Raw genomic sequence first — 18894 nt, forward strand, 5'->3', positions numbered from 1 at the left:
TGCCATCGCGCAGCCCGGCTCAACCTCAGCATCCAGGGGCTCATCGGAGGAAGAATTCGTGGATCTCGGCCGGTGCCGGATTGTCAGTTCAGTCTCGCGAGCGCTGTCGGCAGATGCGCCGGCAGGCAGGAGGACTGTTTCGCCCGGACGAAGCTGGATCGCCGCGCGCCCGACCGCGCGGGACACGGGTCGGCGATCACGGCAGGCGGATCTCGGTCCGACCTGGGATGCACGGCTCCGGAAGCGGTAGGGCGGCCACGATCTCGCGACGGAGATCGTCGCGCTGGGCCTCCACGAGGTCGGGGAGGATATCGGCCTCGTGCTCGTCCAGGGCCGCGATCAGGCGGAGATGGTCGGCGCTCCACTCGAAGGCGACGCGCACCTCGCGTTCGGCGTAGGGGTCCTGTGGGTCGAGGCAGCGATGGGTCGGCATAGCGGCAGGGTCGTCACACCGGCGCGCCGGCAGGCGGTCCCCGTAGGAGCGGGAGACGACAGACGGATGACTTCCACCGGCCGCGGACCGGCAGAGCCGGCGACGGGCCTCGGCGACGATGTTGCCGATCAGTCACATTCCGGGCCTCCCGACCTCCGCGGGAGTCGCCACGCGCTGTGTCGGGGGGTGCAGCGCGTCGGTTTGGACGCGGATCGTGCATCGAGGCCCTTGCGTCCCGCCATCCCGGTGTGTAGAGACCCCCTCGTGATCCCCGATAGCTCAGTTGGTAGAGCAGGCGACTGTTAATCGCCTTGTCGCAGGTTCGAGTCCTGCTCGGGGAGCCATCCACTTACCAACATCTTGATCGAACTGAGTTTTCGGATCTCTCACCCGTCCCGGGTTCTGAGGTTCGGGAACAGCGTTGCCGTTCCGGCATCCGTCAATACGTGCGACGTGCCGTGTTCGACTGGCGCGATGCGGGCGTGCCGGCGCCTCTGCCGACCGGTGCCGTCGCAGATCGATCCTCCACACCCCCCGCGGGATCCGGCGCGCGGTGGCGCCGACGGATGGCGGGATGTTTCGCGCGCCCTCGAACGTCTACGTCGTGCGCCCGTGCCGCCCGCCCCGTTGTGGCGCGGCGCGCTGAGCCACGACGACAGGCACGGCGGTGATCCCGATGTCGGGCGGCATGCTCGGTTCCCTGGCCCTGGCGGCCGTCTTCACGCTGGGGTGCTTCGGCATCCACAGCGCGCGCCGGCATCCGGACGCGGTGACCATCGGTCTGTTCCTCCTGCTCGGCCTGCTCGCGTCCCTGTATGTCGGCCAGCACGTCGGACCGGACGCGCACCATCCCACGTGGCAGCACGAGGCCCTGTATCGCGAGAGCGCGCCGACGTCGCATCCGACGATGTGACGGATGCGGCATGGCGCTGTCGGAGCGCGCGGCGACATCGACTGTGATCGATCGCGACGACTGTCGCGTGTGGCCGATGGCCTCGCGGTGACCTAGTTCCCGGAGCCCTCCTGCGAGAGACCGGCCATGGCTTTCCCCGATGCGAACGAACCCAGCGCCCCGTCGATCAGCGCCCTCGAGCTGGTCAATACCCTGATCGAGCGCAAGGAGAGCGGCGAGCCGGTCGACGCCGACATCCTGTCCTTCCTGACCGACATGGAACGGCTCGGGCTCACCGACACCGATGCCTACGCGACGCTCGACGCGTATCGGCCTGGGCCCGCACGGGGTGCGACCGGCGGGGATGACGCGAGCGAGGCGGACGCCTAGCGCCGGCGATCCGCCGCGCCGTCCTGGCCGGTCGTGACGATGGCACCTTCATCCCCGCCGACGCCGCGGCGGGGATGGTCCGAGCCGGATGCGGCCGTCGTCAGGACGGTCGCGGCTCACCGGCAGCGGTGGCGACGTCCATCCCGGCCGAGATAGGTTCCGCTCTGCGGGTCGTAGGATCGGAACCGGCGCGCGCAGTAGCGGTCGTCGTCCGCGACGCGGTAGGTTTCGGTGTCGGCGTAGCCGTACGTGACGGGCGCGTAACCGCCGTAGTACCCGGTGTCGTAGCCGTATCCCGGATAACCGTAGCCGCCGTACAGACCGCCCACGGCGACGCCGAGGCCGAGCCCGTATCCGCCCCGTCCGTATCCGTATCCATAGGGGCGGCCGTAGTAGCCGCGGTTGTAGCCGTAATGGCGATGATGACCGTAGCCCCGGTGGGCGCCGAGCCCGTGCCCGAACCCGGGATTGGCGAATCCGCCGCCGACAGCCGGTCGGCCGAAATTGTGGTTGCCGAAGCCGTTATTGGCGAAGCTACCCCCTCCGGCACCGGCAGCCGGCCCGAAGGCGTGATTGCCGAAGCCCCGGTTGGCGAAGCCGCCGCCCGCGGCGCCAGCCCCGACACCGGGACTGCTGAAGCCGCCGCCGCCGACGGCCGCGGCTCCGAAATTGTGGTTGCCGAAGCCGTGGTTGGCGAAGCTGCCCGCCTGCGCCTGGGCTCCGGTCGGCGCCCCGAGAAGAGCGCCGGCAAGGATTGCCGACGCGATCGCTGTGACTGTCGTGTTCATGGTCGCCACTCAGGCTGTGTTGCGTCTACTCTGATCAACGTCGCGCCCGAGACGGCCAATCCCGCTTCCTTTTGTCCCGCCACAGATCGGAGAGCGGCGCGCCGCCCTGCTCGTGAGCCGGAGACCTACGAGTGTTGCTGGGCCTTGAGGCTGCTCTGCGCCCCGGACTCGTCCGTCTTCGGGTTCGCGAGGCCGCTCGTGTTGCCGTCGGTGTCGGCGTCCGTCTCGGCAACCACCTGCCGGTTGCCGGCGTGGTCCTGGTACTGCTCGGTCTGGACGTTCTTGCTGTCCAGCCCGCGCTCGTCGCTGTGCCGCGACTTGTCGCGGTTGCTGAGCACCATGTTCTCCGGCAGCACGCCTTCGGGCAAGTCCGACATGGCCCCGGATCCGGTTCCCTTGCCCTGAGCGCCGGGACCGACTTTGTGCCGACTGGCATTCGCCATGATCTCTCTCCGATGCGGATCAACACGTCTCGGGCACGGCGGCTCGCGGTGCCCGCGCGGATCGGGCGGTCAGCGATCCTGCTGGTAGCCCTGGTTGGTGGTGTTCACCTTGGAGTTTCCGGCCTGGCCCACCTTGTCCGGATCCTTGGTCTGGGATCCGGCGCGCCCTTGCGTGAGCGGCGCTTCGGTGGCGCTGCCGGGGCCCTTGTCGGACCGGTTGGCCGGCGGAACGGGCGGTGGCTTGGTCGTCATGTGCACCTCGTGGTGACCAGTAAGGAGCCAACCCGACAGGGTACTCATCGTTCCGGGCGCAGTTGTTCCGGCCACGCTCGAGAGCTGAGCCGTGGCGCGCGAATAGAACGACACAGGCACCTCCGCTCATCGCGACTGCGATAGAGCGATCGATCGACTGTTCTACTTCGGACAATCGCGCGACGACGGCGGCACGTCGCGGCTGTTCGAGATTCCGCGCGAGACGATGCGAACGGGCTCGGATCTCCGTGGCGGCGACCGCGGCACCGCCCGAGAAGCTGCGCCGTCGCGACGACCGGCGCGCGCGACCCGACCGAATCCGTGCCGATGCGGTATCCGTCGGTCGGCGCGGCCGGCAGATTCTGCCGCTCGGCCGATCCTGCCGGCCGAGAGCCCGGACCCGCCGCTGAGATCATTGGGAAAATTCTGGAACGACCCGTGCCTGACCACCGTGAGGGCGGTCGCGGAGGCGTACCATGTCGGTCAACACGGTTTCGGGCAGTTCACTCCAGCGGGATCTCGTCAGCGCCCTCAGGCAGGCGCGGGCGGCGAACGTTGCCCGCCTCGATGTCGGCACCGCCGCGACGGCGAACCAGGAGACCGGCAAGCAGGCGGCCGCGGACGACACCGCCCCGTCGACCGGGACGGCCTCGACGCCGACCCTGTCGAACGACCTGATGGCGTCGCTCCTCCAGCTGCAGTCGGACTTCAGCCAGATGGGGCTGCAGAACGGCGTCACGGCGCCCGCGGAAGCCGCGGCCATCGCCGACGACACGTCGACGACCGGCACCGCCACCGGTACGGCGCCCGGTCAGGCCGCGGGCGGTGCGTCCGCCGTCCATCACCATCGCGGCCATCACGGCCACCGGCCGGCGTCGGATGCCGAGCAGAGCGAGGGTGCGGCCCAGGCCGGCACCGCGACCGACGCGTCCGCGGCCTCATCCGCGGCCTCGTCCGCGAGCACGTCCACCAGCACGTCCACCAGCACGTCCACCAGCACGTCCGCCACCGCGACCGCCGATCCCGCGACGGCGACCGGCAGCGGCAGCGACCTGCAATCCTTCCTGCAGCAGGTGACCAAGGCGGTGACCGCCTACGCGGCCGGCGGACCGCTCGGCATCGCGGCCGCGCTGACCAGCACCACCAAGGCCTGACGATCCCGGGCCCGGCCCGCGGCTGGAGCGGCGCGGCCGCCTCTGGCATGATCGGGGCAACCGGAGAGCGCCATGGCCCTGACCGTCCCCGTGATCCTCGGCAGCGTTCGGAGCGACCGCATCGGCATCCGCGCCGCGCGCTTCCTGATCGCGCAGCTGGAGTCCCGCGGCCACGCCGCCCCCCTGGTCGATCCGGCCGAGCTGGCGCTCCCGCTCCTCGACCGGATGTACAAGGAATACCCGGCCGGGACGGCGCCGGAGCCCCTGCAGCGCTGCGCCGACCTCTTCCGCCGCGCCGACGCCTTCCTGGTCGTCACGGCGGAGTACAACCACGGTGTGCCGCCGGCACTGTCGAACACGCTCGATCACTTCCTCGAGGAGTATTTCTGGCGGCCCTCGGCCATCTGCTGCTACTCGGCCGGCCAGTTCGGCGGCGTCCGGGCCGCGATGCCGCTGCGGGCCATGCTCGCCGAGATGGGCATGTCCAGCATCCCCTCCCTTCTGCCGATCCCGCGACTCCACAAGGTCATCGACGCGCAGGGCGTCCCCGCCGAGCCCTGGCTCGCGGCGGCGGCCGGCCGCTTCCTCGATGAGCTGGAGTGGCACGCCGAGGCCCTGCGGGACCGGCGCCGGGGCGGCACGCCGTACTGACCCGCGGAGCGCCCTCCGGACGCCGCGGGCCCGGGTCGGACGGTGGCTCGAGCGGTGCGGCCCCCAGCATCGCCCCTGCCGGAGCGGAGGTATTCGGACGGCGAACCGGGCCTCCACGCGGGCGTTTCTGTGCGCTGAATCTGTCGAGACGGCGCATTCGATTCTGGAAATGCCCAAATACTCGGCACACGATTGTAGAACAACTGTGCCGGATCGGGCCCGCGAGACGTTGAACCCGCGGAGCGCTCATGTCGCGAGACAGTATTGCGCTGTTGCAAAAAGGTGGCTGCACACAGCCCCGAAGTATGAGAGCTTGGCCGTGTTCCCGAACCCGGACCGATTCCGATGAAGATCGACGAGAGGGCGCTCCTGCAGGAGCGCGTGCGGACGCTTGTCCTGCGCCACGCCCTGGAAGCCGTACTGGACCGCCTCGCGTCGGTGGCGCGCGAGGCCGGGAAAGATGCCGAGACGGAATTCCTGAGCCTGGAGCAGTCGCTCGTCTCGGCCGCGCGCGGTCTCGCCGATCGGGCCACCGCCCAGAAGCTGGCGGTGCTGGTCGCCGTCGAGGACGCGGGCACGACGATCCGGGCCGCGTTCGACAACGCCCATGACCGCCTCGAGGCGCTGCGGCCGGCCCATCTCACCCTCGTCGCACCGACGGCGGCCGTCGCCGCCTAGCTGCGCGCGGTCTCGGGCTGAGCCCGGAGCGCCCGGCGCGGGCGCGATGTCGGTGCGGCCGCGCCTCGGGCTGGGACGCACCGCCGCGGGATCGTCGAGGACAGCGGGGATCTGGAACGCAGGGACCGGAATCCGGGACCGAACGTCCCGCCGCGCAACCGATACAGGCGGCGTCTCCTGCCGCACCGCTCGAAGATCCGGTCCCCGACTCGCCGTGGCTCACCGGAGACGTCCGCGAGGCTCCGCTCCGGCGCGGCCGGGGCTGGCGGAAGCCCGGATCGGGCGGGCGCGTCCGCGACGCGCCCGCCAGCTCACTGCCAGCTCACTGCTTGGCGCGATTGATGATCGCCCAGAGCGCGTGAGCGACGGGCTCGGTGACGGTGCGGCGGTACTTGCGGTGAACCAGTTGCCCGTTGTGGTAGACGTCCTGCTCCACGTAGAGCCGCTCGCCGTCCCAGCGGACGATGTTGTCGGACTCGGTGGTCTCCTCGACGCCGAGATCGCCTCGGAGAATCGAGTTGCCTGTCTGGGTCAGCATACGCGCGTCCTCGTTCACGCAGTCGGTTCTACCCGGGAAGCGCCGCCGCGGCCCGTGCAGCGCGATCCCAGGCAGCCCCCGATGTGGGCAGCATAGGAGGGCATCGGCGGACTTGCCAGCGAGGTGATGGACGCAAGCGCCCGACCGTCACGTCGTCCCCGCCGGCCCCGCGATCCGGGCACGACCTTAACGTTACCCATGTGCGCTTCGGCACGTCCAGCTCGGCCGTAAGGTGCGATCCTTCACAGGCGCACCCAGTCTGTCCGCACGACGCGGGCGGGATCGGCGGCGCGACGGAGGCGTCCATGCTCGCTCGCCCGTTCCGCCTGCTCGCCCCGGCGCTCGCAGCCCTCGGACTCGTGGCCCTGCGCCTCGCGAGCCCGTTCATCGGGCCGGTGTCGCCCGCGCAACCGGCCGCGACCGACGACGCGGGCGTCGTCTTCCGGCACTATCTCTGACGCTCAACCCCGGCGGCTCAGCACGGGAGCAGCGGCCGGCAGCGGGCAAGACGCGCCGGCCGCGGGCCCGAGGATGATGTCGCCTTGGCGCGGGTTGTTGACGGTGAACGGGGCCGTCTCCTGGAGACCGATGAAGCCGCGCCCGATCTGCGGCACGAACAGGTCGCCCCCGAACCGGACGAAGCAGCGGTCGAGCACCGCCTCGTAATCGAAGGTCCGCTGGGTGACCGGGGTCCCGCCCGCGCCCGGCGCACCGCAATAGGCCGTGATGTCGATCTGGCCCGGCCGCGCCAGCCGCACCGGGAGCGACTGGCCGGGCAGCAGCGTGGCGGGCGGGCCGCCGTCCTGACGGGCGACCAGAACGAGGTTCGACCGGTTGTAGACCCGGCGCAGGCAATCCGCCGACGCGCCGGAGACGACCGAGACCGACCCGACGATGCCGAGCACGAGGCCGGCCCATGCGCACGCTACACGCTTCGTCACCGCAATTCCTCCGCCGGCCGGGCGCTCGACCGGCCGAGGCCGTCGATGGTGCCGTCCCTGACTTGAACAGCGGCCAGCTTGGCCGCGCAAGACGAACGCGGCAAGACCCGCCGCGTTCACGCGCGCATCGTAAATTCCCGCGCGCGCCTCGGGATCAGCGGCGCTCGTAGAGGAGGCGGGCCCGGATCGTGCCCGGGATGGCGCGGATCTCGGTGAGCAGCGCCTCGGCATCCGCGTCGGTGGCGTCGGTCTCCAGCACCACGTAACCGACCTCGCCGTCGGTCTGGTAGAACTGCGCGGCGATGTTGACGTGGCCGCGGGAGAACACGTCGTTGAGCCGCCCGAGCATGCCGGGCAGGTTGCGCTGGACGTGGATGAACCGCGTCCCGGTCGGACGGGCCGGGAGCTGCACCTGCGGGAAGTTCACCGCGCCGACCGTCGAGCCGATATCGGAATAGTCCACGAGCTTGCGCGCCACCTCGGAGCCGATCCGCTCCTGCGCCTCCTCGGTGGAGCCGCCGATATGCGGGGTGAGGATCACGTTCTCGAGGCGCTGGAGCGGGCTCACGAACGTTTCGGCGTTCGAGCCGGGCTCCACCGGGAAGACGTCGACGGCCGCGCCCTTGAGATGGCCGTCGCGCAGGGCCGCGGCCAGCGCTTCGAGATCGACCACGGTGCCCCGGGCGTTGTTGATCAGGAAGGCGCCGGGCTTCATCGCCCGGATCTCGGCGGCGCCGATCATGTTGGCGGTGGCGTCGGTCTCCGGCACGTGCAGCGAGACGACGTCGCTCTGCGCCAGCAGGGCGTGCAGCGTCTCGACCGGCTCGGTGTTGCCGTGGCGCAGCTTGTCGGTGTGGTCGTAGAACAGCACCCGCATGCCCATGGCCTCGGCCAGGGTCGAGAGCTGCGTGCCGATATTGCCGTAGCCGACGATGCCCAGCGTCTTGCCGCGCACCTCCAGCGAGCCCACCGCCGACTTGTCCCAGCGGCCCGCGTGGGCGCCCACCGAGCGCGGAACGATCCGGCGCAGCAGCATCACGATCTCGCCGATCGTCAGCTCCGCCACCGAGCGGGTGTTGGAGAAGGGCGCGTTGAAGACCGGGATGCCCCGGTGGCGCGCCGCGTCTAGGTCGACCTGGTTGGTGCCGACCGAGAAGCAGCCCACGGCCAGGAGCCGGTCCGCCGCCTCGAAGGCGGCCGCGTCGAGCTGCGTGCGCGAGCGGATGCCCACCATGTGCACGCCCTGGAGCGCCTCGTGCAGGGCCTCCCGGTCCAGCGCCTTCGGCAGGCGGGTCAGGTTGGTGTAGCCGGCCGCCCGCATCAGCGCCACGGCGCTGTCGTTGATGCCCTCGAGCAGCAGGACGCGGATCTTGTCCTTCGGCAGGGAAAGCTTGTCGGGCGTCATGGGCGTCGATCGTCTGGCAGCAGGCCGGGCCGGGCGGTGCCGGCAGGCCCTGGAGTCGAGCGGCCTGGGATAAGAGGGCGCCGTGTGCGTTGCAACATGGCGCGGTGACGGACCGCCCCGCTTGACCGCAGCCCCGCCCCCGGCCTGCCGCATGGCTCACCGGATGCTGGCCGGCCCAGACGCGGCACGATTGCCGCAGGCGTCACCCTGCCAAATATTCGGGCAGCCCCAACCGTCCTGAACTGACCTCGCCGACGGAACTCGGCCTCCTCTCGCGGCTTATTGGGCCCTGTACTGTAACGACCCGCCTGCCGCTCCGTCGGCCGGCGTCCTTCCTCACGGTCCCCGACGATGCATATCCGCACCGGCTTCTCGATCGCCTTCGACACATTCGGCCCCACGCCGATGAACCTGCTCCTCAACGTGCGCCCGGAGCGGCGGGGCGACCTCCTGACGCCGGAGGTGATCGCCTTCGATCCGCCGGTCGCGGCGTCGCAGCACGTCGACGCCTTCGGCAATGTCTGCACGCGCATCGTCGCGCCGGGCGGCCGGATCACCATGGCGGCCGATTTCACGATCGCCGACAGCGGGCTGCCGGACGATCAGGCCCCCGGCGCCCGGCAGATCGCCGTCCAGGACCTGCCGGACGACGTCGTGCCGTACCTGCTCGGCTCCCGCTACTGCGACACCGACAAGCTGTCGAGCATCGCGTGGTCCCTGTTCGGCGGCACGCCGGAGGGCTGGGCCCGCGTCCAGGCGATCGTCGACTTCGCCCACACCCGCCTGCGCTTCGACTACCAGCAGGCCGACGCGACCCGCACCGCCTTCGACGGCTACACGCAGGGCGTCGGCGTGTGCCGGGACTTCGCGCACCTGGCGATCACCCTGTGCCGGTGCATGAACATCCCGGCGCGCTACGCCACCGGATACCTCGGCGATATCGGCGTGCCGAAGGACCCGGCGCCGATGGACTTCTCCGCGTGGTTCGAGGTCTTCCTCGAAGGGCCCGAGGGGCCGCGCTGGTACACGTTCGACGCCCGCCACAACCGGCCCCGCATCGGCCGCATCGTCATGGCCCGCGGCCGCGACGCCACCGACTGCGCCCTGACGACGAGCTTCGGTGCCGCCCATCTGGTCCGGTTCGACGTCCACACCGACGCGGTGGTCGAGCCGCCGGAGACCTTGGCCCGGGCCGCCTGAGGCGCGCGCCCGCCGCGTCACCCGGCCCCACCCGCTAGATCGCCTCGGCGGTCTCTCGGGCCGGCGCCGGGTTGTTCGCCAGGTGCAGGAACGTCTGGTCGAACTCCGCAACCTCCGTCAGCGCGTCCCAATCCTCGATGGTCAGGATGCCGCCGCTCAGCGTGACGAGCCCGCGTCCACGCAGGGTGCGCAGGACTCGGTTGAGGTGGACGCTGGTCAGGCCGAGCGCGTCGGCGAGTTCGGACTGCTTGGGCACCAGGGGGCAGCTCAGGCCGCGCGCGAGCCCGACCGCCTTCTGCCGCAGGTACAGCTCGCAGAACAGGTGGGCCACGCGGCCCAGCGCCTGCCGCCGCCCGAGGCTGGTGATCCGCTCGCGGTAATGGGCGGCGTCGATGAGGCTGTCGCGCCAAAGCGTGCCGGCGAGCCCCGGATTGCGCAGGAGGACCGCGCGCAGGTCGTCGTGCGCGATCAGTGCCACGACGCAGGACGTCAGGGTGGCGAGGTTGTGATCCATCCGGTGCAGATGGAGGCTCTGCAGATCCGGCAGGTCGCCAGCGATGTAGAACGACAGGATCTGCCGCCCGCCCTCGGCGAGGGCGGCGTAGCGGTAGACCCATCCCTGCAGGACGAGGCAGCTGTGGGTCGGCCGGTCACCGAACCGGACGATGTCGTGGCGGGCCGGCAGGTTCCGGACCGTGTGCGGCAGATCGAGAAGCGCCGCGCGGTCGGACTCGGCGAGCCGCGCGATGCTGTCGAGCTTGCGCGCCAGCATCTCCATCGGGGCGTTGTACCCGTTCGGCATCGGGGGCTCAGGCCCCGGAGCGCGCGGTGCCGCTGCGCCGACGGGGGGCAGACCGAGAGTCGAGATCAGGACAACCCACGCTTCACCCCCCCTTACGCCCCGGATCGCCGACCGGCGCGGACCTCGGTCGAGCGGGGTTACCCCCTCAGCCGGCGGAAGCGCGACCGCAAACGTTCGACGGCGGACAAGTTTGCCGGATCTGCGGCCGGCGGCAAGACCACCGATATCGCCCGGACCCCGCGGACCGTCCTCCGCCCCGCGAGCCTAAAACCCTAATCGGTTGAAGTCGCAAGGCCGATGTTGTAAGGGACGCGCGTCCTCCCGGATCCGCCCTCGCGCGCTCGTCTTCTGGCGCGCCCGCCGGGCCGCCGGACGGACCGCCCTCGTCATCCGTATCGACGCGTCGGCAAACCGGGTCCCGCGGGACCGGTCGCCTCTCCCGAAAGACTCCGGGAAGGCCGCGGCGAACGGGGGCGCCTGCAACGCGAGCCGCCGACGCAACGGGCCTCCGCCGGGGGCCGTTCAGGAGACAGAATGACCGCAGGTACCGCTCTGGGGCGTGGCCCGAGCCGCGAGGATTTCGCAGCCCTCCTCGAGGAGAGCTTCCTCGAACACGAGATCACCGAAGGCTCCGTCGTCAAGGGTCGCGTCGTCGCGATCGAGAAGGACGTGGCCGTCATCGACATCGGCGCCAAGACGGAAGGCCGTGTCGCGCTCAAGGAATTCACCGGTCCCGGCCGCGAGGGCGAGCTGAAGGTCGGCGACGAGGTCGAGGTCTACGTCGACCGGATCGAGAACGCGCTCGGCGAGGCCGTCATCTCGCGCGACAAGGCGCGCCGCGAGGAGAGCTGGGTCAAGCTTGAGAAGTCGTTCGAGAACAACGACCGCGTCACCGGCACGATCTTCAACCAGGTCAAGGGCGGCTACACGGTCGACCTCGACGGCGCCGTGGCGTTCCTGCCGCGCTCGCAGGTCGACATCCGCCCGGTCCGCGACGTCACCCCGCTGCTGGGCACCCCGCAGCCGTTCCAGATCCTCAAGATGGATCGCCGCCGCGGCAACATCGTCGTGTCGCGCCGGACCGTCCTCGAGGAGAGCCGCGCCGAGCAGCGCTCCGAGCTGGTGGCCAACCTCGAGGAAGGTCAGGTCATCGACGGCGTCGTCAAGAACATCACCGAGTACGGCGCGTTCGTCGACCTCGGCGGGATCGACGGCCTGCTGCACGTCACCGACATGGCGTGGCGCCGCGTGAACCACCCGTCCGAGGTGGTCACGATCGGCCAGACCGTGAAGGTCAAGATCATCAAGATCAACCACGAGACGCACCGCATCTCGCTCGGCATCAAGCAGCTGCTCGCCGATCCGTGGGAGGGCATCGCCGCCCGCTACCCGGAGGGCGCCAAGCTCAAGGGCCGCGTGACCAACATCACCGATTACGGCGCCTTCGTGGAGCTGGAGCCGGGGATCGAGGGCCTGATCCACGTCTCCGAGATGAGCTGGACCAAGAAGAACGTCCATCCGGGCAAGATCGTCTCCACCTCCCAGGAGGTCGAGGTTCAGATCCTGGAGGTCGATCCGGTCAAGCGCCGGATCTCGCTGGGCCTCAAGCAGACCCTGCAGAACCCCTGGGAGGCCTTCGCCGAGAAGCACCCGGTCGGTTCCGAGGTCGAGGGCGAGGTCAAGAACAAGACCGAGTTCGGCCTGTTCATCGGCCTCGAGGGCGACGTCGACGGCATGGTCCACCTGTCAGATCTCGACTGGAACCGTCCCGGCGAGCAGGTCATCGAGGAGTTCAAGAAGGGCGACATGGTCCGCGCCCAGGTTCTCGACGTCGACGTCGAGAAGGAGCGGATCTCGCTGGGCGTGAAGCAGCTCGGCGGTGACCCCTTCGCCGAGGCCGGCGAGATCAAGAAGGGTCAGATCGTCACCTGTGAGGTGGTCGAGGTGAAGGATGCCGGCGTCGAGGTGAAGATCGTCGACACCGACATGCAGACCTTCATCCGCCGGGCCGAACTCGCCCGCGACCGCGGCGACCAGCGCCCCGAGCGCTTCGCCACCGGCGAGAAGTTCGACGCCCGCGTCGTCCAGTTCGACCGGAAGGCCCGCCGCGTGCAGGTCTCGATCAAGGCCCTCGAGGTCGCCGAGGAGAAGGAGGCCATGGCCCAGTTCGGCTCTGCCGATTCGGGTGCCTCCCTCGGCGACATCCTCGGCGCCGCCTTCAACAAGAAGCGCTCCGACGACGAGTGAGATACTGGCTCCGCCGCCCGGCCTGTCCGGGCGGCGGAGCCGACGGTTGAGACCCGCGCGGGACCCCGGTCCCGGGCGGGTTTTTCTTTGGGCGCCGGCAATCCAAGGTTGCCAGGAGCGCGCGGCCGGTCCGGTCGTGCCGCCCGACGCGACAGCGACGGGCGGCCCCGTCATTTTCTTCGCGCGCCCCGTATCCAGGCCCGCGGAAAATGCTCTAGAACACCGGCCTCGCTCGGCTCGGGCCGGGCGAGCCGAAGGAAACCAAGGACTTGCCCGGCGCGGGGGTACGCCTCCCGCACCCCGTCGAGGGGCCGGTCGGGGTGCTTTAGGGGAAGCGACAGCATGGCAGCCGATGCCGAACTGCTGATTGACCGGCGGCGCCTGCGCCGCAGGTTGTCCCTCTGGCGCGTGCTCGGCGTCGGCGGCCTCATCGTGGCGGTCGGGGCCCTCGGGTACCGGGTGCGGACGGGCGCGGACGGCGCCTTCGCGGTGCAGCCCCAGATCGCCCGCATCTCCGTCTCGGGCTTCATCGCCGGGAGCGAGGCCACCGCCAAGCTGATGAAGCGGGTCGGCGATTCGGACGCCGTGAAGGGCGTGATCGTCTCGATCAACTCGCCGGGCGGCACGACTACGGGCTCGGAGGAGATCTTCCGCAACCTCCGGGCGCTCGCCGCCAAGAAGCCGATCGTGGCCTTCGTGGACGGCACCGCCGCGTCCGGCGCCTACATCACCGCGATCGCGGCCGATCACATCGTCGCGCGCGAGACCAGCCTGGTCGGCTCGATCGGCGTGCTGTTCCAGTACCCCGACTTCTCGGGTCTGCTGGACAAGGTCGGCGTCAAGGTCGAGTCGGTGAAGTCGTCGCCGCTCAAGGCCGAGCCCTCGGGCTTCACCCCGACCTCGCCGGAGGCGCGCGCCGCGCTGGCCTCCGTGGTGGGCGACACCTACGCGTGGTTCAAGGGCCTCGTCGCGGAGCGCCGCGGCATGGATCCGGCCCAGCTCAGCACCGTCTCGGACGGACGGGTGTTCAGCGGGCGCCAGAGCGTGCCGCTGAAGCTCGTCGACGAGCTCGGCGGCGAGCGGCAGGCGGTGGCGTGGCTGGAGAGCGCCCGCGGCGTCCAGACGAACCTGCCGATCAAGGACTGGAAGCCTGCCTCGGAGAGCCGGTTCTCCCTGTGGTCGGCCGCCGGGATCGGCGCCGACCTCCTCGGCCTGGAAGGCCTGGCGGCGCGGCTGCGATCCGTCGGCGCCGAGGCCGAGGCCGCCCGAGGCGGGATGCTCGCCCTCTGGCGCCCGGAACCCTGAACGACCGCCGCCGCGCAGCCCGCCCCGATCCCGCGAGAAGATCCCACGCCATGATCAAGTCGGAGCTCGTCCTCAAGATCGCCGAGCAGAACCCGCATCTCTACCAGCGCGACGTGGAGATCCTGGTCAACGCGATCCTCGACACCATTTCCGACGCGCTGGCCCGCGGCGACCGGGTCGAGCTGCGCGGCTTCGGCGCTTTCTCGGTCAAGCGCCGGGAGGCGCGCCGGGGACGCAACCCGCGCACGGGTGCCGCCGTTGCCGTGTCCGAGAAGGCGATCCCCGTGTTCAAGACCGGCAAGGAGATGCGCCAGCGCCTGAACGCCGCCGGGATCGGCGAGAATGCCTCGGCCGCCGAGTAGGAAGGACCTGTGAGCGCGATGATCCGTTTCCTGAAGAGCCTCGTGCTGCTGCCGATCGCCGCCCTGGTGATCCTCCTGGCGGTGGCCAATCGCGCGCCGGTGCGGCTCTCCTTCGATCCGTTCAACGTGGACGCGCCGGTCTTCAGCGTCGATCTCCCGCTCTACGCGATCCTGTTCGGCGCGGTGGCCCTGGGCATCGTGGTGGGCGGCATCTTCACGTGGCTCGGCCAGGGCAAGACCCGCGCGCGGGCGCGCTATCACCGCCGCGAGGCCGTCCGGCACGAGCGCGAGGCGACCCGCCTGCGGGCCTACGCGCCGGAGACCGAGACCTCGGGCGTCTACACGGTCCCGAATACCGGCCGGACGGCCCTGCCGGCCCCGCGCTGAGGCGGCCCCCTCAGCGCCGGCCGCGCGCGGCCGCCACGAAGGCCGCGATCTTCGCCGGATCCTTCACCCCGGGCGCCGTCTCGACACCCGACGAGACGTCGACGGCGCCGATCCCCGTGCGGGCGAGGGCGTCGGCCACGTTTCCGGCATCCAGTCCGCCCGACAGCATGGTCCCGGGCGGGAGCGCGGCGCCGCGCAGGATCTCCCAATCGAAGCGCCGGCCGTTGCCGCCCGGCAGGGCGGCGTCCGGCGGCGCCTTGGCGTCCAGCAGGATCCGGTCGGCGACCGCCGCGTAGGCCGGCAGGGCCGCGAGATCCGCCGACGTCGCGATGCCGAGCGCCTTCATCACCGGCCGCCCGGTCCGGGCACGGATCGCCGCGACGCGCTCCGGGCTCTCCCGGCCGTGGAGCTGGACGAGATCCGGATCCACCGCCTCGACGGACGCGGCGAGAAGCGCGTCGTCCGGATCGACGAGCAGGATGACCCGCTCGGCCCGGCCGCGGGCCAGAGCGGACAGCGCGGCGGCCCCCGCCAGCGCCACGTGCCGGGGACTGCGGGGGAAGTGCACGAGGCCGATCCAGTCCGCCCCGGCCTCCAGAGCGGCGGTCAGGGTCGCTTCGGTGCTGAGCCCGCAGATCTTCACGCGGGTCGGGGGCGGGGAGGAGGCCATCGGCCTCCTATAGCCGATCCCGCACCGACGAGCAGGCCCGCGGCGCGCCGAGCGGTCATACCGGTCGCGCCCGCACCGCCCACCCGGCAGTGCCGGCCGGCAGGGCCGCTCGCCTAGTACAGGGCCGGCACGTAGACGTTCGGGATCGGGAAGCCGCTGAAGACGAGCTTGCCGTCGACGAGCCGCAGCGGCGGGAGCGCCTTCAGCGGCGTCCCGTCGGCCGGCGCGTCGGGGCCGGGGCGCTGGGCCAGCCCCAGGAGCCCGCCGACCAGCTGGCCCACCAGCGCGCCCCGGTCCGAGCCGAAGCGCTGGCCGACGATGCTGCCGACCAGCGCGTCGACGCCGGCCGCCCGCAGGTCGATCTGCCCGGCGGGCCGGTGGGCGGCGTCGAGGGCGAGGCTGCCCTTCGCCTGGACGCGCTGCGGGCCCTTGGCGAGCGACAGGGCCGTCAGGTCCAGGGCACCGCCGGCCTGACGCCAGCGCTCCAGCTCGCGCGCCACCGTCCCGGTGCGCAGCACGGTCGCCTGCGTCAGGGTCGCGTCCAGGGCGAGGTCGGCCGGATCCTGCGTTCCGGTTACCGCGTCGAGCTGCGGAACCGCCGCCTGGTTCAGGCGCAGGCTGACATCCACGGCGCCGTCGGAGTCGAAGCGGCCCGGGCTCGGCCGGGCATGCAGCTCGAGGTGCCGCCCCGAGACCGCGATCGGGCCGGGCTCGGCGCCCGTCACGGTGATGTCGGGCTTGTCGACGACCAGGGACGCGCGGCTGAAGCCCCCCGCGGCGCCGTGGAAGCTGCCCTGGAGCGCGGTCCAGGACGCGTCGCCGGTCAGCGGGCCCTGCTCGACGTGGAAGGGGCCCGCGCTCTCGAAGACGACCAGGCGGGGCTGGTAGATCTGCGCCACCGCTGTGCTCGGGCCGAGCCGGAAGCGCCCGTCGGCGCGCTCGAGGGTCACGGCGCTGCAGCGCAGTTCCAGGCGGAACGGGTAGCCGCCGAGGGATCGGTCCGCGCAGGTCCAGGTGCGTCCGGCGGTCGCCTCGCGGGCGATCCAGCCGTCGATCTCGCTGGCCGCGCGCTCCCGCATCCACAGCCAGCCGGCCGACCAGCCCACGACCACGAGTGCGAGCAGGATGTAGGGCAGGAACAGCCCCCGCCGGGATCGCCGCGCGCCCCGTACCGGAGCTGTCTCAGCGGCACCCTCCGGCCGCGTCCGATCCTGCACCATGCGTTCCGCTCCCCGACCCGTCCCCGCGGGGACATCGTGACCCCGGCTTGTGGCCACGCAAGGGGCGAAACTGGGGCAGCACCGCCACGGGTCGACCGCCGCGGACGCGATCCGTCCGCGCGCGGCGCGTTCCCGGTCAGACCTGCGCCGGCTCGACGGTGTCGACCTGCAGATCCTCGACGATCGCCGTCCGCTCGGCCTCGTTCTCGGCGAGGCGGTGGACGTGCATCTCGGTGGCGCCCCGGCGGCGGACACGGTCGAGCCAGGTCCGGCGCAGGTGGTCGCGCGGGCTCTCGCTGGAACTCGCCACCGAGACCATCTCGGCGATGCCGGCGTTGTCCCGGCGGACGGCGATCACCACGGCCTGCGCCATCTCGTCGAGGTCGAAGCCGCCGGCCGGGTGGACACCGACCACGTAGCGCCGGCCGGAGCGGCCGCGCCAGGCCGAGAGCGGGAGCGCGGGGGAGCCGCGCAGACCCGCGGTCGTCTTGAGGCGTTCTTCACGCACATCCTGCCTCCGGGTGCGATCGTCCTTCAGGTCGCGGAGCGCGGCCGACCAGGACAGGGCTCTTCTGTTCGCCATTTGTTCTAACCTAACGCGCGATATCCACAGGCGTCAAGGGCGACGTTCCTAGAGCGAGATGTGGCGACGATGCCCGTTATCCACAAGCCGCCGGGCGCCGGTCCGACGCGGAAAACCGCGCTCGCGAACGGCTCAGCGTCGGGCGTCTGCGGCGGCCGGCGCCTCGTCGGCCGGCACGGCGTGCCCCTCGGCTGCGAGGCCCTGGAGGCCGCCCTCGACGAGGGCGTTCGAGGCCGTCTCGAGCCGCTCCTGGGCCAGCGCCTGGAACTCCTGGCGGGGCAGGCCCGGCGGGATGGGCGGCAGGAACTCGATCACCGCCCGGCCCGGCCGGCGCACGAGGCTGTTGCGCGACCAGAACAGGCCGGTGTTCAGCGCCACGGGCAGGCAAGGCACGTTCAGGGCGGTGTAGAGGTGCGAGAGCCCCTGCTTGTAGGCGGGCGGCGCCCCGACCGGACGCCGGGTGCCCTCGGGGAAGATGATGAGCTGGCGGCCGTCCCGGATCGCCGCGCCGGCGGCGGCGTTCATCAGGCTCATGGCCCGGCTGCCCTTCGACCGGTCGATCGCCACCATGCCGCTGCGCGACAGGTACCAGCCGATCAGCGGGATAAGCAGCAGCTCCTTCTTCAGGATGTAGGCGAAGTTCGGCAGCACCGTGCAGAGGGCCAGCGTCTCCAGGGCCGACTGGTGCTTGGCGGCCACCAGCAGGGGGCCGGCCGGGATGTTCTCCAGCCCGCGGAACTCGACCCGCGTTCCCGCGACGACCCGCAGGAGCCACAGGGTGATCCGCCCCCAGGCGCGGGCGAGCCGCAGCACCGACCGGCCGGAGACCAGCATGGGCAGGCCGGCGAAGGCCAGGACCGTCGTGACGGCGTAGAAGCAGATGTTGAAGGCGAGAGAGCGGAGGGTGAGCATCGGGAACCGTGTCGTGGCGGCTCCCCTGTAGCGCGCCCGCGTGTCCGCGGCCAAGGGCGACGTGCCGGGCGGCGTCAGGTCCCCTCGGGGCGATGCCCGTCCCGGACGAGCCCCGCGCCGCGCCCGGCGACCAGCCAGTAGACCAGGCCGGCGCTGGCACCGACCGCGAACAGGATCAGCGTCAGGCGCGCCTCGCCCGCGAGGAGGGCGGCGTCGCGGGCGCCGCCGGACCGGAGCGCGCCGCGCGTCAGCCAGGGGAGGGCGGCGGTGAGCAGCCCGCAGCCGGCGCCGTACCACAGCAGGCCGCGGCGCCCGAGGATCTCACCGCCGAAGCCGATCACGGCCGGGGGTACGAACAGCAGCGCGAACAGCGCCTTGGCGAGGCCGGCGAGGAGCAGGGCGAGCCCCTCCGGCGGCAGCCCGGCCGAGAGGTCCGGCAGGGCCATGTCGAGTCCGGCGAGCGCCCCGCCGGACAGCCAGGCCTGCGCGGCCGGGTCGACGAGCAGCGCCAGGACCAGGACCGCGAGACCCGTGGGGACAGCGAGCAGGAGGGCGAAGGCCCCTAGAATCAGGCGACCGAGGGCGTGCATGCCGCGAGCCTCTACACCGGGTGCCCCCGCCCGTCGCGCGGAAGCCGCGCC

The 18894-nt window shown here is 71.5% G+C and carries 24 protein-coding genes and 1 tRNA gene; 12 read left to right on the plus strand and 13 right to left on the minus strand.

Annotated elements, in window-relative coordinates; genetic code table 11:
* Window positions 1–196: 196 nt before the first annotated feature.
* Window positions 197–433, minus strand: a complete 237-nt coding sequence (locus LXM90_RS10880; protein ID WP_020092157.1) for a hypothetical protein — start codon at window positions 431–433, stop codon at window positions 197–199.
* Between the two features lie 268 nt (window positions 434–701).
* On the opposite strand from LXM90_RS10880, the gene LXM90_RS10885 reads away from it, so the two are divergent.
* The 3 genes from LXM90_RS10885 to LXM90_RS10895 all read left to right on the plus strand — a co-directional run bounded on the left by LXM90_RS10885 (window position 702) and on the right by LXM90_RS10895 (window position 1715).
* A tRNA-Asn gene (locus LXM90_RS10885) sits at window positions 702–777 on the plus strand.
* A gap of 344 nt (window positions 778–1121) precedes the next feature.
* On the plus strand, window positions 1122–1346 hold the full coding sequence (locus tag LXM90_RS10890; RefSeq protein WP_234082735.1) for a hypothetical protein: 225 nt from the start codon (window positions 1122–1124) through the stop codon (window positions 1344–1346).
* A gap of 126 nt (window positions 1347–1472) precedes the next feature.
* The gene (locus LXM90_RS10895; RefSeq protein WP_020092159.1) at window positions 1473–1715 is read left to right on the plus strand and encodes a hypothetical protein; all 243 of its coding nucleotides are present in this window, start codon (window positions 1473–1475) and stop codon (window positions 1713–1715) included.
* A gap of 116 nt (window positions 1716–1831) precedes the next feature.
* Here LXM90_RS10895 and LXM90_RS10900 read toward each other — a convergent pair whose 3' ends face one another.
* From LXM90_RS10900 to LXM90_RS10910, 3 genes are all read right to left on the minus strand, one after another.
* The gene (locus LXM90_RS10900; RefSeq protein ID WP_020092160.1) at window positions 1832–2503 is read right to left on the minus strand and encodes a BA14K family protein; all 672 of its coding nucleotides are present in this window, start codon (window positions 2501–2503) and stop codon (window positions 1832–1834) included.
* Window positions 2504–2628: 125 nt separating this feature from the next.
* Window positions 2629–2946: a hypothetical protein gene (locus tag LXM90_RS10905; protein WP_026604776.1), complete on the minus strand. Its 318-nt coding sequence runs from the start codon at window positions 2944–2946 to the stop codon at window positions 2629–2631.
* A 69-nt stretch (window positions 2947–3015) separates the two neighbouring features.
* Entirely contained in the window at window positions 3016–3198 is a 183-nt protein-coding gene (locus LXM90_RS10910) for a hypothetical protein (RefSeq protein WP_012319429.1), read from the minus strand.
* Between the two features lie 476 nt (window positions 3199–3674).
* Here LXM90_RS10910 and LXM90_RS10915 point away from each other — a divergent pair, with 476 nt between their 5' ends.
* The 3 genes from LXM90_RS10915 to LXM90_RS10925 all read left to right on the plus strand — a co-directional run bounded on the left by LXM90_RS10915 (window position 3675) and on the right by LXM90_RS10925 (window position 5681).
* Window positions 3675–4352: a hypothetical protein gene (locus LXM90_RS10915; protein ID WP_020092162.1), complete on the plus strand. Its 678-nt coding sequence runs from the start codon at window positions 3675–3677 to the stop codon at window positions 4350–4352.
* A gap of 72 nt (window positions 4353–4424) precedes the next feature.
* The gene (locus LXM90_RS10920; protein ID WP_020092163.1) at window positions 4425–5003 is read left to right on the plus strand and encodes an NADPH-dependent FMN reductase; all 579 of its coding nucleotides are present in this window, start codon (window positions 4425–4427) and stop codon (window positions 5001–5003) included.
* 345 nt (window positions 5004–5348) lie between these two features.
* The gene (locus LXM90_RS10925) at window positions 5349–5681 is read left to right on the plus strand and encodes a hypothetical protein (RefSeq protein ID WP_020092164.1); all 333 of its coding nucleotides are present in this window, start codon (window positions 5349–5351) and stop codon (window positions 5679–5681) included.
* Between the two features lie 322 nt (window positions 5682–6003).
* Here LXM90_RS10925 and LXM90_RS10930 read toward each other — a convergent pair whose 3' ends face one another.
* A complete protein-coding gene (locus LXM90_RS10930; protein WP_020092165.1) occupies window positions 6004–6219 on the minus strand; it encodes a hypothetical protein in 216 nt (71 codons plus the stop codon).
* Window positions 6220–6524: 305 nt separating this feature from the next.
* On the opposite strand from LXM90_RS10930, the gene LXM90_RS10935 reads away from it, so the two are divergent.
* Complete coding sequence (locus LXM90_RS10935; RefSeq protein WP_020092166.1) at window positions 6525–6677, plus strand: hypothetical protein; 153 nt, start codon at window positions 6525–6527, stop codon at window positions 6675–6677.
* A gap of 3 nt (window positions 6678–6680) precedes the next feature.
* Here the strand turns inward: LXM90_RS10935 and LXM90_RS10940 are convergent, their stop codons facing one another.
* On the minus strand, window positions 6681–7160 hold the full coding sequence (locus tag LXM90_RS10940; protein WP_026604777.1) for a hypothetical protein: 480 nt from the start codon (window positions 7158–7160) through the stop codon (window positions 6681–6683).
* A gap of 154 nt (window positions 7161–7314) precedes the next feature.
* Window positions 7315–8565 (minus strand): phosphoglycerate dehydrogenase, encoded by a 1251-nt coding sequence (serA, locus tag LXM90_RS10945; protein WP_020092168.1) that lies wholly within the window; start codon window positions 8563–8565, stop codon window positions 7315–7317.
* Window positions 8566–8916: 351 nt separating this feature from the next.
* Here serA and LXM90_RS10950 point away from each other — a divergent pair, with 351 nt between their 5' ends.
* On the plus strand, window positions 8917–9765 hold the full coding sequence (locus LXM90_RS10950) for a transglutaminase-like domain-containing protein (RefSeq protein WP_234082737.1): 849 nt from the start codon (window positions 8917–8919) through the stop codon (window positions 9763–9765).
* A gap of 34 nt (window positions 9766–9799) precedes the next feature.
* On the opposite strand, the gene LXM90_RS10955 is transcribed toward LXM90_RS10950, so the two are convergent.
* Window positions 9800–10567 (minus strand): Crp/Fnr family transcriptional regulator, encoded by a 768-nt coding sequence (locus tag LXM90_RS10955; protein ID WP_020092170.1) that lies wholly within the window; start codon window positions 10565–10567, stop codon window positions 9800–9802.
* Between the two features lie 534 nt (window positions 10568–11101).
* Here LXM90_RS10955 and rpsA point away from each other — a divergent pair.
* The 4 genes from rpsA to LXM90_RS10975 all read left to right on the plus strand — a co-directional run bounded on the left by rpsA (window position 11102) and on the right by LXM90_RS10975 (window position 14868).
* Window positions 11102–12814 (plus strand): 30S ribosomal protein S1, encoded by a 1713-nt coding sequence (gene rpsA / locus LXM90_RS10960; protein ID WP_010683172.1) that lies wholly within the window; start codon window positions 11102–11104, stop codon window positions 12812–12814.
* A 342-nt stretch (window positions 12815–13156) separates the two neighbouring features.
* Window positions 13157–14119, plus strand: a complete 963-nt coding sequence (gene sppA / locus LXM90_RS10965) for a signal peptide peptidase SppA (RefSeq protein WP_020092171.1) — start codon at window positions 13157–13159, stop codon at window positions 14117–14119.
* 50 nt (window positions 14120–14169) lie between these two features.
* The gene (locus tag LXM90_RS10970; RefSeq protein WP_012319412.1) at window positions 14170–14481 is read left to right on the plus strand and encodes an integration host factor subunit beta; all 312 of its coding nucleotides are present in this window, start codon (window positions 14170–14172) and stop codon (window positions 14479–14481) included.
* Between the two features lie 18 nt (window positions 14482–14499).
* The gene (locus LXM90_RS10975; protein ID WP_026604778.1) at window positions 14500–14868 is read left to right on the plus strand and encodes a LapA family protein; all 369 of its coding nucleotides are present in this window, start codon (window positions 14500–14502) and stop codon (window positions 14866–14868) included.
* Window positions 14869–14878: 10 nt separating this feature from the next.
* On the opposite strand, the gene LXM90_RS10980 is transcribed toward LXM90_RS10975, so the two are convergent.
* From LXM90_RS10980 to LXM90_RS11000, 5 genes are all read right to left on the minus strand, one after another.
* Window positions 14879–15538 carry a phosphoribosylanthranilate isomerase gene (locus LXM90_RS10980; protein ID WP_020092173.1) on the minus strand — a complete coding sequence of 220 codons (660 nt, stop codon included), beginning with the start codon at window positions 15536–15538 and terminating at the stop codon, window positions 14879–14881.
* A gap of 113 nt (window positions 15539–15651) precedes the next feature.
* Window positions 15652–16758 (minus strand): DUF2125 domain-containing protein, encoded by a 1107-nt coding sequence (locus LXM90_RS10985; protein WP_020092174.1) that lies wholly within the window; start codon window positions 16756–16758, stop codon window positions 15652–15654.
* Window positions 16759–16894: 136 nt separating this feature from the next.
* Window positions 16895–17341 carry a hypothetical protein gene (locus tag LXM90_RS10990; protein ID WP_012319408.1) on the minus strand — a complete coding sequence of 149 codons (447 nt, stop codon included), beginning with the start codon at window positions 17339–17341 and terminating at the stop codon, window positions 16895–16897.
* Window positions 17342–17473: 132 nt separating this feature from the next.
* Window positions 17474–18253 (minus strand): lysophospholipid acyltransferase family protein, encoded by a 780-nt coding sequence (locus LXM90_RS10995; protein WP_234082738.1) that lies wholly within the window; start codon window positions 18251–18253, stop codon window positions 17474–17476.
* 74 nt (window positions 18254–18327) lie between these two features.
* Window positions 18328–18843 (minus strand): hypothetical protein, encoded by a 516-nt coding sequence (locus LXM90_RS11000; protein ID WP_020092176.1) that lies wholly within the window; start codon window positions 18841–18843, stop codon window positions 18328–18330.
* Window positions 18844–18894 lie beyond the last annotated feature (51 nt).

Source organism: Methylobacterium oryzae (genome assembly GCF_021398735.1).
GTDB lineage: Bacteria > Pseudomonadota > Alphaproteobacteria > Rhizobiales > Beijerinckiaceae > Methylobacterium.